11 protein-coding genes are annotated in these 15,555 nt (G+C 71.6%); 10 read left to right on the top strand and 1 reads right to left on the bottom strand.

The window, feature by feature from the left end; all coding sequences use genetic code 11:
• The first annotated feature begins 666 nt into the window (after positions 1 to 666).
• From WME96_RS03825 to WME96_RS03865, 9 genes are all read left to right on the top strand, one after another.
• Entirely contained in the window at positions 667 to 1,380 is a 714-nt protein-coding gene (locus tag WME96_RS03825) for a PP2C family protein-serine/threonine phosphatase (protein ID WP_437288821.1), read from the top strand.
• Between the two features lie 222 nt (positions 1,381 to 1,602).
• A complete protein-coding gene (locus tag WME96_RS03830) occupies positions 1,603 to 4,083 on the top strand; it encodes a protein kinase domain-containing protein (RefSeq protein WP_437292268.1) in 2,481 nt (826 codons plus the stop codon).
• Between the two features lie 510 nt (positions 4,084 to 4,593).
• On the top strand, positions 4,594 to 5,211 hold the full coding sequence (locus tag WME96_RS03835) for a hypothetical protein (protein ID WP_437288822.1): 618 nt from the start codon (positions 4,594 to 4,596) through the stop codon (positions 5,209 to 5,211).
• A 65-nt stretch (positions 5,212 to 5,276) separates the two neighbouring features.
• A complete protein-coding gene (locus WME96_RS03840) occupies positions 5,277 to 6,338 on the top strand; it encodes a PEGA domain-containing protein (RefSeq protein WP_437292269.1) in 1,062 nt (353 codons plus the stop codon).
• Positions 6,339 to 6,370: 32 nt separating this feature from the next.
• Complete coding sequence (locus WME96_RS03845; RefSeq protein WP_437288823.1) at positions 6,371 to 7,948, top strand: hypothetical protein; 1,578 nt, start codon at positions 6,371 to 6,373, stop codon at positions 7,946 to 7,948.
• 1,990 nt (positions 7,949 to 9,938) lie between these two features.
• Positions 9,939 to 10,223, top strand: a complete 285-nt coding sequence (locus tag WME96_RS03850) for a hypothetical protein (RefSeq protein ID WP_437288824.1) — start codon at positions 9,939 to 9,941, stop codon at positions 10,221 to 10,223.
• Positions 10,224 to 10,540: 317 nt separating this feature from the next.
• A complete protein-coding gene (locus WME96_RS03855; RefSeq protein ID WP_437288825.1) occupies positions 10,541 to 12,223 on the top strand; it encodes an L-aspartate oxidase in 1,683 nt (560 codons plus the stop codon).
• An 86-nt stretch (positions 12,224 to 12,309) separates the two neighbouring features.
• Positions 12,310 to 13,149: a CPBP family intramembrane glutamic endopeptidase gene (locus WME96_RS03860; protein WP_437288826.1), complete on the top strand. Its 840-nt coding sequence runs from the start codon at positions 12,310 to 12,312 to the stop codon at positions 13,147 to 13,149.
• On the top strand, positions 13,146 to 14,393 hold the full coding sequence (locus WME96_RS03865) for a patatin-like phospholipase family protein (protein WP_437288827.1): 1,248 nt from the start codon (positions 13,146 to 13,148) through the stop codon (positions 14,391 to 14,393). The genes WME96_RS03860 and WME96_RS03865 overlap by 4 nt, the downstream gene beginning before the upstream one ends.
• Positions 14,394 to 14,419: 26 nt before the next feature.
• Here the strand turns inward: WME96_RS03865 and WME96_RS03870 are convergent, their stop codons facing one another.
• Complete coding sequence (locus tag WME96_RS03870) at positions 14,420 to 14,920, bottom strand: YchJ family protein (protein ID WP_437288828.1); 501 nt, start codon at positions 14,918 to 14,920, stop codon at positions 14,420 to 14,422.
• Positions 14,921 to 15,068: 148 nt separating this feature from the next.
• Here WME96_RS03870 and WME96_RS03875 point away from each other — a divergent pair, with 148 nt between their 5' ends.
• Positions 15,069 to 15,536: a Tudor-knot domain-containing protein gene (locus tag WME96_RS03875; protein WP_061619282.1), complete on the top strand. Its 468-nt coding sequence runs from the start codon at positions 15,069 to 15,071 to the stop codon at positions 15,534 to 15,536.
• Positions 15,537 to 15,555 lie beyond the last annotated feature (19 nt).

The following is a 15,555-nucleotide window of genomic DNA, read 5'->3' on the forward strand; positions in this document are numbered from 1 at the left end:
GTCGGCCAGCGAAAGGACATCGATTTCTGGAAGAAACTCCTTGGCGGCCTCTTCCGAGATGGGCAGGATCTGCGTTGCCCGAGCCGAAGAAGCAGCCATGCTGACACGAAGGAAATTCCGCCGAGACGACCTACCTCCCTCTCGCCGGCGCCCGAGCCTGAGTGGGCTGGGTGAGTGGGAGCGGAAGTGGGTACGGAAGCTCGGCCTCGATGACATTCCATGGGATCCAGAGCGGTGCTGCGAGCGCTGCGTCGCGAAGCGAGCGGCACGCGGAGAGGCGCTGGAGGAGGTTGCACCGCCGTCGGGGAGCCGACCGAAGCTCGGCTGGGCGAAGACGCCACCCAGGGCGGGTGGTCGAACAGGGTGGAGCAAGCGCCGGGGCAAGCTGACGCTGCTGAAGCTCGGTCGCTCGCCGCACCGCGAGCGCAAGGACTCTTGAGCGGAGGGCGCCGTCTCGAAGGTGCCGGCTCGAGCGAGCCGACGTTGACGGCCCGGGCGCGCTGAGGACGCACGGCGGCGGCGCCGTGCGCTGGGCGACAAACTAGGACCGGGCGCATCGCGGGCGTGGTGCGCCGTGACTCGGCCCGTCCTTGCGACGGGCGCGCGAGGTGGATAATGGTGTGCCCAACGCTCGCCATCGATGCAGGAGCGGAAGCCCCTGCATCGATGCGTCGTTTGAGCAACGAGGAGAGCCTTGGTGCGTTGCCGTGTCTGGGGCTGTTCCTGGTCGCCGGCGGGGTCGGCGGAGAGGTCGTCTCCCGTACAGCGATCGAGATGGTGCACGCATGTCTCGATAGGGACTGCTCGGGCGATATTCGTGCAGGTGAGATGACTGCGCCGCGGTGCCGTGACGAAGTGCGGCTCATGATGGGCCCGCGTCGAACAAACCACGGCCGGCCCATGGACGATTGTTCGGCGCCGGAAAGGCACGGCGTTCAGGTGAGCTTCGCCGGTGTGCTGCTCGCGCCGGGGGCGGCGTACGTGGCCTATGTCGGCGAGTTGCGCGTCTACCGATTTCGTGGCGGGAAGCTGGAGGAGCGGACGCGTGATGACGCTGTGCTCGACGGTGGGGTGTCGGACGAATCCATCTCGCCGGATGCACTGGCCATCGTGGTGCAACACGCGAACGCGGCGACGCGCGCGCTTGGCTGGGAGGCTGCGGTGGAGATGAAGACGCAGGTCGAGCGCACCGAGCCAGGCGACATCTTTCTTGTGTGCTCGCGCGGCCTCTTGGGTGCTGTACCCGAGAGCCGTATTACCGGCATCCTTGATGCGCACCGGGAGCTGCGCCTCGCGGCGAGCCTGCTGATGGACTGCGCTCATGAGCATGGCGAGACCGAGGACGTGATGTGCGTCCTGGCACGTGTCGGCGACACCTGAGGGTTGAAATTCACGAGGAGGAGCGGTGCGCAAGCACGGGAGTGCCGCGAGGCTGTGGCGAGGGGACCCCTCCCGTCCCGCGCGTAGCGCGGGACTTGGGAGGGGCGGGCGGCGCGCAGGCGCGAAGCGCCGAGCACCGACCGGGGGTGGGCATCCTCTCTCGTCTCTTATTCTTTCTCTTATTCTTTTTCTCTCTGTCTATCTCATTCTGGGGGCGTGGTGATGGGGCGGGAGGCGCTGAAGGCCGGGGACGTGTTCCTCGACTACCGCGTGACGGAGGTGATCGACGCGGGTGGGATGGGGGAAGTGTACAAGGCGGTGGAGGACTACTCGGAAGACGTGGTGGCGATCAAGTGCATGCTGCCGCGGCATTTGAGGAGAGAGGACTTCGCGAGGCGGTTCCGTCAGGAGTGCAAGTTCTATCCGAAGCTGAAGCACCCGAACATCGTGAGGATGAGGAAGGCCGGAGTGTCGCCGGAGCACGTGGCGTACATCGTGATGGACTACCTCGAGGGCCGGACGCTGAGGAAGCTCTTGAACAAGGCGTATCGGCTGGACTTCCTGAGCGCGATGCACGTGATGCTGCAGGTCGCGGACGCGATGACGTTCGTGCACTCGAAGGGGATATGGCACCGTGACCTGAAGCCCGAGAACATCATGGTGGGGACGAAGGCGGACGCGAAGGGGCATGTGTGGCTCCTGGACTTCGGGATAGCGAAGTTCGCGGACGGGGGGATGAACACCGATGATCTGCCGGCCGTGGGGACGGTGCGGTACATCTCGCCGGAGCAGGTGAAGATGCTGTACGCGAGCTCGAGGAAGGCGGAGCGCGCGGAGGGGGCGAGGCCGGACGGGCGGACGGACATCTACGCGTTCGGTGCGATCTTCTACGAGGTGCTGACGGGGAAGCACCTGTTCCTGGACGACAGCGAGGCTGCGACGGCAGAGGAGACGCTGACAGGGCACCTTGTTGCGGCGCCGGAGCCTGTGCACGAGATCGTGCCGGATTGCCCCGAGTTCGTGTGGCCTGTTGTGTCGCGTTGCATCGCGATCGACCGTGAGGAGCGGTATCCGAGGTTCGACGATGTGGCGCGGGACCTGCGCGGGCTGCTGAGGGACACGGTGCCAGCGGGGCACGTGCTGGCGCGGCGGCTGGCGCAGGAGCGGATGAAGGCGGAGCGTCAGGCGGCGTTCGCGGGGGTGGAGCTGGAGGACAGCGCGCCGGTGGCGGGGGAGGAGGAGACGGAGGAGGCGCGGCCGGAGGGCGGGATGGAGCGAGGCGGCGCGGGGGGCGAGGAGCGGGCGCGGCGGGTGGTGCACGGGGAGACGGCGCCGCTGGAGCAGTTCGTGGCGCCGGCGAGCGCGCTGCCGTTCGCGCCGGCGTCGCGTGTGCCGCGGGGGCGGGGGGTGGGGTACACGGAGCCGCTGCCGGCGCTGAGGCCGCTGGAGTCGACCGCGAAGCTGTCGGGGAAGTGGGCGGAGAAGATGGCGCAGCGGACGGGGCCGCCGGCGATGCAGCAGGCGGGGGCGTACGCGGGGCCGCAGGGGGTTGCGGGGCCACTGCCGCCGGTAGAGGTGAGGGCGCAGGGGGTTGCGGGGCTGCCTCCGGTGCCGGCGGAGGTGAGGGCGGAGAGCTACGCGGTGCCGCCGCCGGAGCGGCCGATGGAGTCGCAGTACGTCGCGGCGCCGCAGCCGTCGTGGAGAGAGGCGCAGCGCGCGGCGCCGTCGCGGCCAGAGGTCGAGCCGCCCTACGTGACGCCGCCGTTTGCCGAAGCGCCGCCACGGCCAGCGGCACCGCCGCCGTGGCCGTTGATGGCGCTGCCGCCAGCAGCGCCGCCGCCGACGCGGCCGGAGGTTTCGGCGCCGTACGTGACGCCGCCGCTGGCGTTGATGGAAACGCAGCCAGCGGGATCGGCGCCGCCGGTCGCGGCGCGGCCAGCGGCGCCGAGCTCGGTGACGGCACCGAGCGCCGGGCCGGTGGCGTCGTTGCGGAACGAGACGCCGGCGCCGGCGGCGCTGCTGACGCAGCCGCGGCGCGCGCCGAGAGCGTATGTGCTGGCGCCGCTGGTGGCGCTGGCGCTGACGCTGGGGGGCGTGGGCGCGGTGCTGGGGCTCCGCGTGGCGCGGGAGACGGCGCCGGCGGCGGTGAGCGGAGAGCCGGTAGCAACGGCGGCGCCGGCCGAGGGCGCGGCGGCGAGCGCGGTGCCGGCAGCGGTCGCGCCGGCACCGCCGCCCGAGGCGATCCCGGCGGCGCCCGCGCCGGCGACGACGGCGAGCGCAGCGGCGGCGGGCACGGCCGAGGCGGCGGCGGAGGCCGGAGCAGCGGAGAAGGGGGCGGCGGCTGCGGAGGCCGAGGCGCCTGCTCCCAATGCGGAGGCCGAGGCGCCTGCTCCCAAGGAGCAACCGGCGGCGGCGAAGGAGCAGGCGGCGAAGGCGCCGGCAGCGCCGGTGAAGGCGCCGGCAGCGGCGAAGGCAGCGCCGGCGAAGGCGGCGCCGGCGAAGGCAGCGCCGGTGAAGGCGGCGCCGGCCGCGGCGGAGGACGACGAGGATATCTACGCGACGCCGAAGCGGCAGAAGCCGTCGTTTCTGAGGGTGCTCGAGGAGCGGAAGAAGGCGGCGCCGGCGAGGACGGCAGCGCCAGCGCAACAAGGGGCCGCGAAGCCAGCCAAGCCGTGCCCTGCGGCGGGATGCAGGCCGTTCTAGTCGCTGAGGAGAGAGGTCTTCCGATGGGCAGCAACAAGGACAGCGACGACATCCGGCAGTACCTGCCGGACCTTGAGAGCATCCGGCGCGAGGCCGACCCGGAGGTGGCGGAGCGGAAGCTGCGGCAGGCGCAGAACAACCCGGAGCTGGACCGTGCGCTGTCGGAGATGCAGCAGCAGAAGCCGACGGGGCAGCCGCTGTTCCAGTTCCCGGTGGTGCCTGCGCTGGCCAAGGAGCGAACGGGACCGCCGCCGTTTCCGGGGACGGCGGTGCCGGCGCAGGCGGTGCCGCCGCCGGGGGCGGCGGCGCAGCAACACGGCGCGATGGTGACGCAGCGTGTGCCGGTGTACGCGGGCGCGGCGGCGCCGCAGCGCGCGCCGGTGCAGCAGCAGGGCGCGCCGCGGCATCCAGCCGCGCCGGTGCATCCGGGCGCGATGGCGACGCAGCGTGTGCCGGTGTACGCGGGCGCGGCGGCGCCGCAGCGCGCCGGTGCAGCAGCAGGGCGCGCCGGTGCAGCAGCAGGGCGCGCCGGTGCAGCAGCAGGGCGCGCCGGTGCAGCAGCAGGGCGCGCCGGTGCAGCAGGGGGCGATGGTGCCGAGCCAGTGGGCGGACCGCGCGCTGCCGCCGATCGATAAATCGCTGCTGCCCTCGTCGTTGCTACCCGTGACGCCGCCGCCGGTCGCCGTGCCGAAGGCGCCCGCAGCCACGCCGGCGACTGGACGGCGCCGGCCGTGGATGCCGACGTGGCTGATCGTGCTGCTCGCGCTCGTCGCGGTGAGCAGCCCGTTCGTGCTGTCGACGATCCTGCGGCGAGAGACGCCGCCGAAAGAGCCGGCGCCGGCGCCGCCGTCGAGCGGGATGCCCACAGGGAGCACGCTGGCGCCGCCGGAGGCCTCGGAGCGGTTGCCGCCAGCGGCGCCAGCGCCGCCGGAGGCGGTCGAGCCAAGCCTCGACGACACCGCGGCCGAGAGAGAGCCGCTCGCGCCCGCGCCCGAGGCCACGGCGCCGCATGCCCCGGCGCCGCAGGCGCCCGCGCGGCCGGTGCGCCCTGCGCCGCATCGACCGCAGACGCCGGCGGCGCCTGCGCCCACCCACCAGAATCAGCTCGCCGATGACGTGATGGAGTGAAACCGCGTGGAGCCATGATGATGAACTGCCGAAGCCTTGCTGTGTTGTTCACTGCCGCGACCGTGATGGCCGCCGCAGACGTCGCCAGCGCGCAGACGGCCGCGCCGCAGGAAGCGCCCGCCAGCGCCGGCGACGAGGTGACGCGCGCCGATGCGTTCTATCGACGAGGGCTGCGCCTCTACTCGGACAAGAAGTACGTCGAGGCGGAGAAGGAGCTGGAGTCTGCGTGGGAGCTGAACCCGACGTTCGACGTGGCGTACAACCTTGGGAACACGAAGTACCAGCTGAAGAAGCACCGTGAAGCAGCGACGTACCTCTCGTTCGCGCTGAGGAACTGGCCGCTCGTGAAGACGGTGGCGAAGCTGAAGCCGACAGCGGAGCAGCGATTCGCGGAGTCGCGAGCGCAGGTGGGCGCCGTTGCGGTGACGGTGGGTGTCGCTGGCGCGGAGGTGCTGGTGGACGGCAAGGCGGTGGGCCGGGCGCCGCTGGGAGGAGAGGTGTTCGTGGAGCCAGGCGAGCACGAGGTGGAGGCGCGGCAGGCGGGGTATGCACCGGCGAGCCAGAAGGTGACGGTGGCGAAGGGCGGGGCGGTGGAGGTGAAGCTGGCGCTGGCGCTGGCGAAGAGCGAGGGGCCAACGGCGGCGGGAAGGACGCCGGTGGGGGGCGGGAGCGGGACGGGGGCGGGGGCCGGAGGGCCGGTGGCGGGGCAGCCGCCTGCGGGGCCGGTGGGGCCGCAGCCGGTGCCGGAGAAGAGGAGCTGGGTGCCGGTGATCGCGCTGGGAGCGGCGAGCGCGGTGGGGCTCGGCGTGGGGATCGGGATGACGGTGGCAGGAAGCAACGCGAGCGGGGATGCCCACACGCAGAGCGCCGCGATCATTCAGGCGGGTGCGCAGTGCGTGAGACCTGAAGCGTCGTGGGTCGGGCCATGCGAACAGGTGCGGAGCAATGCATCGCGCGCGGACACGCTGGGGAACGTTGCTCGGGTCGCGTTCATCGGGGCAGGCGTGCTCGCGATTGGAGCGGCGACGTATGCGCTTTGGCCGAAGTCGAAGCGGACGGAGTCGATCGTTGCTCTGCCGGTGGTGCACTCGGATGGCGCGGGCTTGGCCATGATGGGGGCTTGGTGATGGATTCTCGAAAGGTAAACCACGTGCGGACCATGCCCAAAGCGCTCGGCGGGTTGACATTCCTCCTGGTAGTAGGAGGGTGCGACAGCTTCTGGAGCCACCTGTCGGATGACTGCGAGCTCTTGGTTACCTGCGGTCATTTCTATCCGTCAGGCACAGGCGGCAATGTACCGAACCCCTCGTGCGAGGCTGATCCGACGGAGGACGCGAGCACAGTGACGGACGAGTGCGCGGTGTTCGCGAGCGCGATGGCGGAAGCGGGGGGAGACGGTACGAAGGCGAAGCCGTACGCGTCGCTCGCGGAGGCGGTTGCGGAGGCGAACGGCAAGCGGGTGCTGGCGTGCGCGAGCGGGGCGTTCGGGGAGAGTGTGACGATCGCGGCTGGAGTCGAGGTGATTGGGGGCTTCGACTGCGAGGCGGAGTGGACGTGGAGCGAAGAGGCGCGTAGCGCCATCGAGGGACCGGCGGGCGCGGTGGCGCTTACGATGACGGAAGGCGCGAGCGGGGCGAAGCTGAGGAGCTTTTCGATCCGCGCGGTGAGCGCGACGGAGCCTGGCGGGTCGTCAATCGGCGTAGCGGTGGCGGACGTCGAGGCGGAGCTTGCGCAGGTGGACGTGACGGCTGGCGATGCGATGGACGGTGCAAGTGGCGAGACACCGACGCAGGCGCCGCAGGCGGGAGCCAGTGCACCAGACACGGAGCAGACGCGGCCGTCGAATGCGTGCGCGGCGCCGAACCTGGTCATCGGCGGGACCGCAGGCACGACGACATGTGAGGACGGCGAGACGCGCGGGGGAGACGGCGGGACCGGGGGGATCACGGGGACGGGGGAGGGCAACGGGGCGCGCGGGGAGGACGGTGCGCCGTTGCCGGAGCCGAACCCCGATGGGTACGGGATCGGAGGAATTGGACAGACCGGTGGCAATTGCCGGCAGGGAGAGCCCGGTGCGCCTGGAGCTTCAGGCGACGCCGGAATCGCCGGCAGCGACACGACGCTGACGCTGGCCGGCGTCACGGGCGGCGACGGTGGAACAGGCACAGCGGGGAAGAAGGGTCAGGGGGGCGGTGGCGGCGGTGGGGCCAAGGCGGGAACGTTCTGTTCGCTCGGTCCAACTCTCGTCGATGGCGTTGGCGCGAGCGGCGGCGGAGGTGGCGCCGGCGGTTGCGGCGGCAAGGGAGGCGGAGGCGGGAAGGCCGGGGGGTCGAGCTTCGGGATCGTGAGCCTGGGGACGAAGCTGGTGCTGAGGGAGGTGAGCGTCACGGTGGGCAAGGCGGGGAAGGCAGGAGATGGAGTGGCGGGGCAGAGCGGTGCGGACGGCGGCGTCGGTGCCGCCGGCGGAGCCGCTTCGGGAACCTCCCCCTCGATTCGTGGCTGCGACGGCGGGAGAGGTGGCGCAGGCGGGGCCGGCGGTCCCGGTGCAGGCGGCCGAGGTGGGCACGCTGTGGGACTCGCGTACGCGGTGTCACCGGGCGCTGCGTTAACGCTGGCGAACTTCATGGCAGGGACAGCGGGCGACGGGGGAGGCACGGCGCCGGGGGGAAACGCCGGCGAGGCAGGCGTGAGCGGAGAATGTTGGGACTTCGTTGGCAATGCGAGCTGCGGCGAGTGAAGAGCGCAGCGCGTTGAGGATGATTGAGAATTTTCGTGAGCTGAGCACAACGCGCATGAGCAACTGACGTATGCAGTGCTCCGCGAGCAGCTGAGCTGAAGGAGAAGACAAGAAATGGTTGGACGCACCCCGCGCCGGGGTGGTAGGGACTCCTTTGTCGCGGAGACGCGGCACGGTGGGCGGCCCGGCGCTTACAACTTTGCCACCACCGAGTGGCATGCCCAGAGCGCGGGCGGACGGACCGGAGATCTGCTGCACCCTTCTGCGTCGGGCCGCGAGCACGGATGTCATCCGACGGTTGCTGAAGGCAGCCCGGCAGCAGATCGCTTTTACGCGGCGAGGAGCCGGCGAGCGGTGGCCGCGAACGCGCGGATACGCGGCCTCGCTGGCTCGATAGCCACCGGCGCCCCGGGGACCCCTCCCGTCCCGCGCGTAGCGCGGGACTTGGGAGGGGCAGACCGCGCGCAGGCCCGCAGGGCCGAGCACGGGCCGGGGGTGGGCAGCCTTGTATTGCTCTCTCTTCTCCTCCGCACCCCAGCGCGAGCTGCGTGGTGCGAGGAGCTCGGTCCGTCGTGGGTTACCGACGCTGAGCCCTGGCTGGGCGAAGACCCCGCCGAGGGCGGGTGGACCAAGCGCCGCGGCAAGCTGACGTTGCGGAAGGCGGCAAGCTGACGTTGCGGAAGGCGGCAAGCTGACGTTGCGGAAGGCGGCAAGCTGACGTTGCGGAAGGCGGCAAGCTGACGTCGCGGAAGATCGTGCGCTCGCCGTGCCCCGAGCACGAGCATCCTTGAGCGGAAGGACCCGTCTCGACGGGGCCGGATCGAGCGAGCAGACGTCGGCGGCCCAGGCGCGCTGAGCAAGCACGGCGGCCGCGCCGTGCGCTGGGCCACGAATTGGGATTCGGCGCACCGCCGGCGTGGTGCGCCCTGACTCGGCTCGTCCCTGGGACGAGCGCGCGAGGTGGATGATGGTTTGGCCAACGCTCGCCATCGAGGCAGGAGCGGAAGCGCCTGTGTCGAGGCGTCGTACGTGCAGCGAGGAGAGCTTTGGTCCGTTGCCTTGTCTGGGGCTGTTCCTGGTGACCTGTGGTGTCGCCGGAGAGGCCGCGTGCCGCACGGCCATCGAGACGGTGTCCGCGTGCATCGACGTGGTGAATGCAAGGGACGGGCGACCTGACCAAGCGCCTCCGCCGCGAGGCCATGATGAGGTACGGCTGCTCACGAGCGTACGGCGGGCGGACCCTGGCCGCCACGACGGGGTCGCCAGAGGTGCAGGACACCCCAGCGGATCTCCGAGCTTCGCTGGCGTGCTGCTCGCGCCCGGCGCGGTCTACGTCGCGTACGCTGCCGGTTGGCGCGTGTACAGGTTGCGAGGCGGAAAGCTGGAGCGACGAGCGCGGGACGTCGGGCCGCTCGACGAGCTCGCGCGCGCCCGAGGCTGCTCGGCGGATGCGCAGGCCGCGTTCGCGCAGCATGCGACAACGGCGGCGCGTGCGCTCGGCTGCGAGGCCGCCGTGGGGATGAAGACCCAGATCGAAAGCACCGCGCCAGGTGATCTCTTCCTCGTGTGCTCGGAGGAGCTCTGGCGTGCTGTCCCGGAGCACCGCATGGCAGGGATCCTCGCCGCCCATCGTGATCTGCGCCTCGCCGCGAGTCTGCTGACGGACTGCGCCCGGGAGAGCGGCGAACCCCAGCTCGTGACATGCGTGCTGGCGCGCGCCGGGGGCAGCGCCACCGCCGCACGCGCGTGCGGCGTCGCACGTTGCGGACAGCGAGGGCTCCGATGATTTGGTGATAATCTGACTCTGGTAGACGTAAGGTGTGAAGGCGGCGCGACGCTCGCTAGACGGGCCGCTAGAAAGCGCTTGGCGAGCTCCTCCTTGATTGGCAGAATCAGCGATATCCGCTGCCAAGGAGTACACTCGCCGATGCGCCGGAAATCCCGCCGAGATGAGAGCCCTCCCTCTCGCGTGCGCCCCTGTCTCAGCCAGATGGGAAAGTGGGAGCGGGCCTGGGTACGGGAGTTTGGCCTCGAGGACATCGACTGGGACCCGGAGCGGTGTTGCGAGCAGTGCATGGCCGGGCGCACCGCCCGCGGTGAGGCGGTGGAAGAGCTCGCGCCGCCCTCCGGGGTACGCCCCAGGTTCCTGCTCGGCCTCGACCGGGCGAAGGACACCTCCTCGGCGGATGAACAGCGGCGCAAGGACTCCCACCGCGGCAAGCCGACGCACCTGAAGCTCGTGCGACCATCTCGCCTCGGGCGCGACGATCCGTGAGCGAAGCGCCCTGCTCCGCGGCCAGTCCACGCGCGCGCTGACCGCGTGCTGCTCGCGACCCGCCAACCCGCCGTCGCCGACGTTGTGCTCGCGACGAGCCCGCGCCGGCCATCCATACGGGGCCTCCGGTGTGCGCCCCGCCATGAGAGGACCCGGCGTGGAGCGCCGGCGCCCTCGCGCCAGCGCCCTCGCGCCAGGCCGCCGGCGCTCCACCCCGAGCGCGGCTCCCGCCCGAGCGCCCGGCCGCGGCGCCGTCGCGCGCAGGAAGCCCACCACGGCCTACCTTCAGGCGCCTCGCTCCTGCTACCCTCCGGGCCGTGGCGATAACGACCGATTTCCTCGTCATCGGCAGCGGTGTAGCGGGCCTTACATTCGCCCTGGAGGCGGCCGAGCACGGTGAGGTGATCGTCGTCACCAAGCGGTCGCGCGACGAATCCAACACGAAGTACGCACAAGGCGGCATCGCCGCGGTCTTCGCCCCGGATGACACCGCCGAGGCGCACATCGCCGACACGCTCGAGGCGGGCGCGGGCCTCTGTCACGAGGTGGTCGTCGAGATCTGCGCGCGGGAAGGGCCCGAGCGGGTGCGCGAGCTCATCGCGCGCGGCGCCCAGTTCGATCACGAGAACGGCCAGGTGCGCCTCGGGCGCGAGGGAGGGCACTCCGCGCGCCGCATCGTGCACGCCGCGGACGCCACCGGCCTCGAGATCGAGCGCGCGCTCCTCGAGCAGGCCCGGCAGAACCCGAACATCCGCTTCGCCGAGCACCACACCGCCATCGACCTGATCCCGCTCTCCCGCTTCGGCGGACCGGACATCTGCGCCGGCGCCTACGTGCTCGACGAGACCGACGCCGCGCTCAACCGCGGAGCGCCTCGGCCGCCCGAGTCGGAGCGGCCCGCGACCCGCCACCGCCCGGCCTCGAAGCCGCACGTCGTCGAGACCTACCTCGCCCGGGCGACCGTGCTCGCGACCGGCGGCGCCGGCAAGGTCTACCTCTACACGACGAACCCCGACGTCGCGACCGGCGACGGCGTCGCCATGGCCTACCGGGCCGGCGCCGAGATCGCGAACATGGAGTTCTACCAGTTCCACCCGACCTGCCTGTTCCACCCGGAAGCGAAGAGCTTCCTCGTCAGCGAGGCGCTGCGCGGCGAGGGCGCCATCCTCCGGCTGCCGGACGGCACGGCCTTCATGGCGAGCCACGACCCGCGCAAGGACCTCGCGCCGCGCGACATCGTGGCGCGCGCCATCGACTTCGAGATGAAGCGCACCGGCTCGGACTACGTGCTGCTCGACATCACCCACCGGCCGGCGAGCTTCGTCCGCGAGCACTTCCCGACCATCCACGCGCAGTGCCTCCGCTACGGCATCGACATCACCACGCAGCCGATCCCCGTCGTGCCCGCCGCCCACTACATGTGCGGCGGCATCACCACCGACCTCTACGGCAGGACGACGATCCCCGGGCTCTGGGCGATCGGCGAGTGCACCTGCACCGGGCTCCACGGCGCGAACCGGCTCGCCTCGAACTCGCTGCTCGAGGGGCTCGTCTTCGGCCACCGGGCGGCCGCGCGCCTCTCGACCCAGATCGACGAGCTCCGGCAGAGCCCGTTCCCCCAGGTGCCCGAGTGGCAGGCCGGCAACGCGGTCGCGAGCGACGAGGAGGTCGTCGTCGCCCACAACTGGGACGAGCTGCGCCGGACCATGTGGAACTACGTCGGCATCGTCCGGTCCGACGCCCGCCTCCGGCGCGCCGCCCGGCGCATCTCCCTGCTCCAGGAGGAGATCCGCGAGTACTACTGGAAGCACCTGGTCACCCGGGACCTGCTCGAGCTGCGCAACATCGCGACCGTCGCCGAGCTCATCGTCGGCTGCGCCTCCGCCCGGCACGAGAGCCGCGGGCTGCACACGACCATCGACTACCCGGGGACGGACGACCGCCTCTCCACGGACACGGTCGTGAAGCGGGGCGTCCTGCCTTATCTCCGAGGACGATGACCGATCCATCGCGCGGCTCCCCCGAGCCTCCGCCCAGCGACGGAGGGCCCGGCCCGATCTTCCAGCGAGGCGACGCGGAGCGACCGATGTCGGTCGTCGCGGCCGTCGGCTGGGTCGCGGGCGTCACCTTCCTGTTCCTGTGGCTGCTCGGCGTCATCGCCTCGTTCCGCCCGGCGCCGGAGCTCGACGTCGTCAGCAGCTTCGCGTGCCAGGCCGCGGCATACCTGCTCGGGCTCTTCGGCGTGCTCCAGCTCCACGCGCCGCGCGCGTCGATCCGCGACTTCGTCGGGTTGCGCAGGACGCACGCGGCGTTCTACCCGCTCGCGGTCGCGCTCGGCTTCGCGCTCGAGGGGCCGATCGCCGCCCTCTACGAGCAGATCGAGCGGCGCTGGCCGTCGGGGATCAACGACGCGGAGCTCGTCCGGGTCTTCGTCGAGGCGAGCGCGGTCGAGCGCGCCGCCCTCGGCCTCATCTTCATCGCGCTCGGCCCGGCGCTGGAGGAGGTCTTCTTCCGCGGCGCGCTCGCCCGCCCGATGCGCTGGAAGCACGGCGCCCCGCTCGTCATCGCGACCACGGCCGCGCTCTTCGCGGTGGCCCACGTCGAGTGGCAGAAGTTCCTGCCGATCGGGATCTTCGGCGTCGCCCTCGGCGTCCTCCGGGTCGCGAGCGGCTCGCTCGTGCCGCCCATCCTGCTGCACGCGACCTACAACGCCATCCAGTGCTTCGCGCTCCTCACCGCGGCGGACGCGGGCTCCTTCAACGAAGTGCCCGCCGCCGCAGGCGCGGCGCTGCCCGAGACCACGGCGATGCCGGGGTGGCTCGTGGCGGCGAGCTCCGCCTGCGCGCTCGTGTTGATCGCGCTCGCCTGCGCCCTCGGCAACCGCGCCGAGGGGGCAGGGCGCGCGAGGGAAAAGGACCTCTCATGATGCCGGCTGTCGAGAGCCAAGGCGGCGGCGCGAGCCGAACCGCGCAGACCGCAGCGGGGGACGGCGACGGCCGCGCCCCGCAGACCGTGACCGTGGAAGGCCAGGGCGAGGGGCGCGCCGCCCCGCGCAAGGGGGCGCGGCGGGCCCGCGTCAGCCTCTGCCTGCCGGGCGGCGGCCTGACGGGCGCGCTCTACCAGATCGGCGCGCTCGCGGCGCTCGAGGACGGGGTCGAGGGGATCGACAACCAGAGCTTCTCGCTCTACATCGGGCACGGCAGCGGCGCCGCGGTGGCCTCGGCCCTGGCCGGCGGCATCCCGACCGAGCGGCTCTACCGCGCGCTGCTCGATCCGGTCGACAACTTCTTCCCGCTGGAGCGCAGCCACCTCCTGCAGATCGACGTCGGCGAGTGGCGGCGCGCGCTCAGCACCAGCATGGTCGCGCTCCGCCACGCGATCGTCCGGCTCACGACCCGGGGCGACGCGACCCCGAACGCGCCGGCGCAGCAGTACCTCTTCGAGCAGCTCGATCGCTTCAACGACTCGCTCCCCGCGGGCCTCTTCCGGCTCGATCGCTACGAGCGGTTCCTCGCCGAGTTCTTCCTGCGGCGCGGCATCCCGAACTCGTTCCGCGCGATGCCGCGGACGCTGCGCATCCCGACGCACGACCTCGACTCGGGCGATCGCGTGGTCTTCGGCGCCGAGGGGCTCGACGACGTCCCCGTGTCGCTCGCCTGCGCGGCGTCGCTCGCGCTCCCGCTGTTCTTCTCGCCGGTGCGCATCGACCACCGCCACTACCTCGACGGCGGGCTCGGGCACGTGGCGCACCTCGACCTCGCGCAGGACGCCGGCGCGGATCTCACGATCGTCGTGAGCCCGCTCGTGCCGGTCTCCACCGCGCACCGCCCCGTCCCGACCGGGCACGGCGTGCGCGAGAGCGTGCGCGACAAGGGCATGCTCTGGATCTTCAACCAGGCGATGCGCATCGGCGCGCACACGCGGCTCCACCAGGCGGTCGGGCAGACGCTCGCCGAAGGCAGGATGCAGGTCCTCGTGCTCGAGCCCGCGCCGAACGACGCGATGCTGTTCCTCCACAACCCGGCCAACCTGCGCGCGCGGCGCGCCATCCTGGAGTACGCGTACCGCACGACGCGCGAGCGCATCGCGGTGTGGATGGAGAAGAACCGCGCCGTCGTCGAGGCGATGGGCTGGCACGAGGCCCGGACATCGAGCCCGTCGGCCGGCTGAGGCCGACGCAGCCGGCCGGGGACGCCTCAGCCGGCGAGCGACGAGAACAGGGCGATCGTCAGCGTTTCGGCCGGAACGTTGACGCGGGCCCGGGGGACCGCGACGCCGTGGAGGTAGCGCCAGCCCTCGCCGTCGTGGAGGAAGTCGGAGAGCTCGATGAACGAGCGATCCGCGCCCGCCTGGAAGATCTTGGCGAGGAACAGGACCGACGCGGAGCTGCCGCCCTGCGTGCTGTCGAGGATCTTCAGGCCCCGGTACCGGAGGTGGTGCATCGTCACCTTCAGCTCGCGGAGCACCTCGTCCCTGTCGCGCCCGCGGTCGATGTGGCCCATGTGCAGCGTGTGCCACAGGTACGCGGCGTCCCCGACCGCGAACGCGGCGTACCGCGAGCGCATCAGCGCCACGGCGTCGGGGGCCTCGCGATCCCCCAGATGGCAGGGGGCGCAGCAATCGCGGTACGAGCGCCCCGTGCCGCACGGGCAGGGGCGGGAGAGGGTGCCCTGGCCAGGACGAGCATCTCGGGTCATGGGCGTTCTCTACACGGGTTCGTGCCGCGGTGCAGCGCCGCGGCGCCGGCGGCACCGCCGCGCGCCGCCCCCTCGAAGGGCCTCGGCGCGGCCCCGGCGCGAACCCACTTGCGGGGCGCCGGTGGGGGCGGTAAGGCGGGCGGGACGTATGCCCGCAGCGCGCGCCCACGCTGCGGCCCTCCTCCTGGCCCTGGCCCTGGTTCTGGGGGGCTGCAAGCGCCAATACGCCATCGGCGATCCAGTCCTCGTGATGTGGGAGGGGAACGTCTACCCGGCGCAGATCATCGAGGTGGTGAGCCCGACCAAGTTCAAGGTCCACTACCAGGGATACGACGACATCTGGGATGAAGTTGTACCCCGTGAACGGATCCGTGGCCTGGTCGAGGGCAACGTGGTCCACCCCCCGCCGCCGCCGAAGGTCCGGAGCAAGGGGCTGCAGGCGTCGCAGACGAACGTCTACAAGATCGGCGACAGGGTGCGCGTCGAGTGGCACGGGCAGATGTACCCTGCGGTCGTCACCGGGATCGTGGGGCAGGAGCGCTACCGCATCCACTACGACGGCTACGGCCCGGAGTGGGACGAGACGGTCGGGCTTTCCAGGATCCAGGCCAAGTAGTTGAATTTATCGCGAAGAA

The organism is Sorangium sp. So ce406 (assembly GCF_051474675.1).
Taxonomy (GTDB): domain Bacteria; phylum Myxococcota_A; class Polyangia; order Polyangiales; family Polyangiaceae; genus Sorangium; species Sorangium cellulosum_G.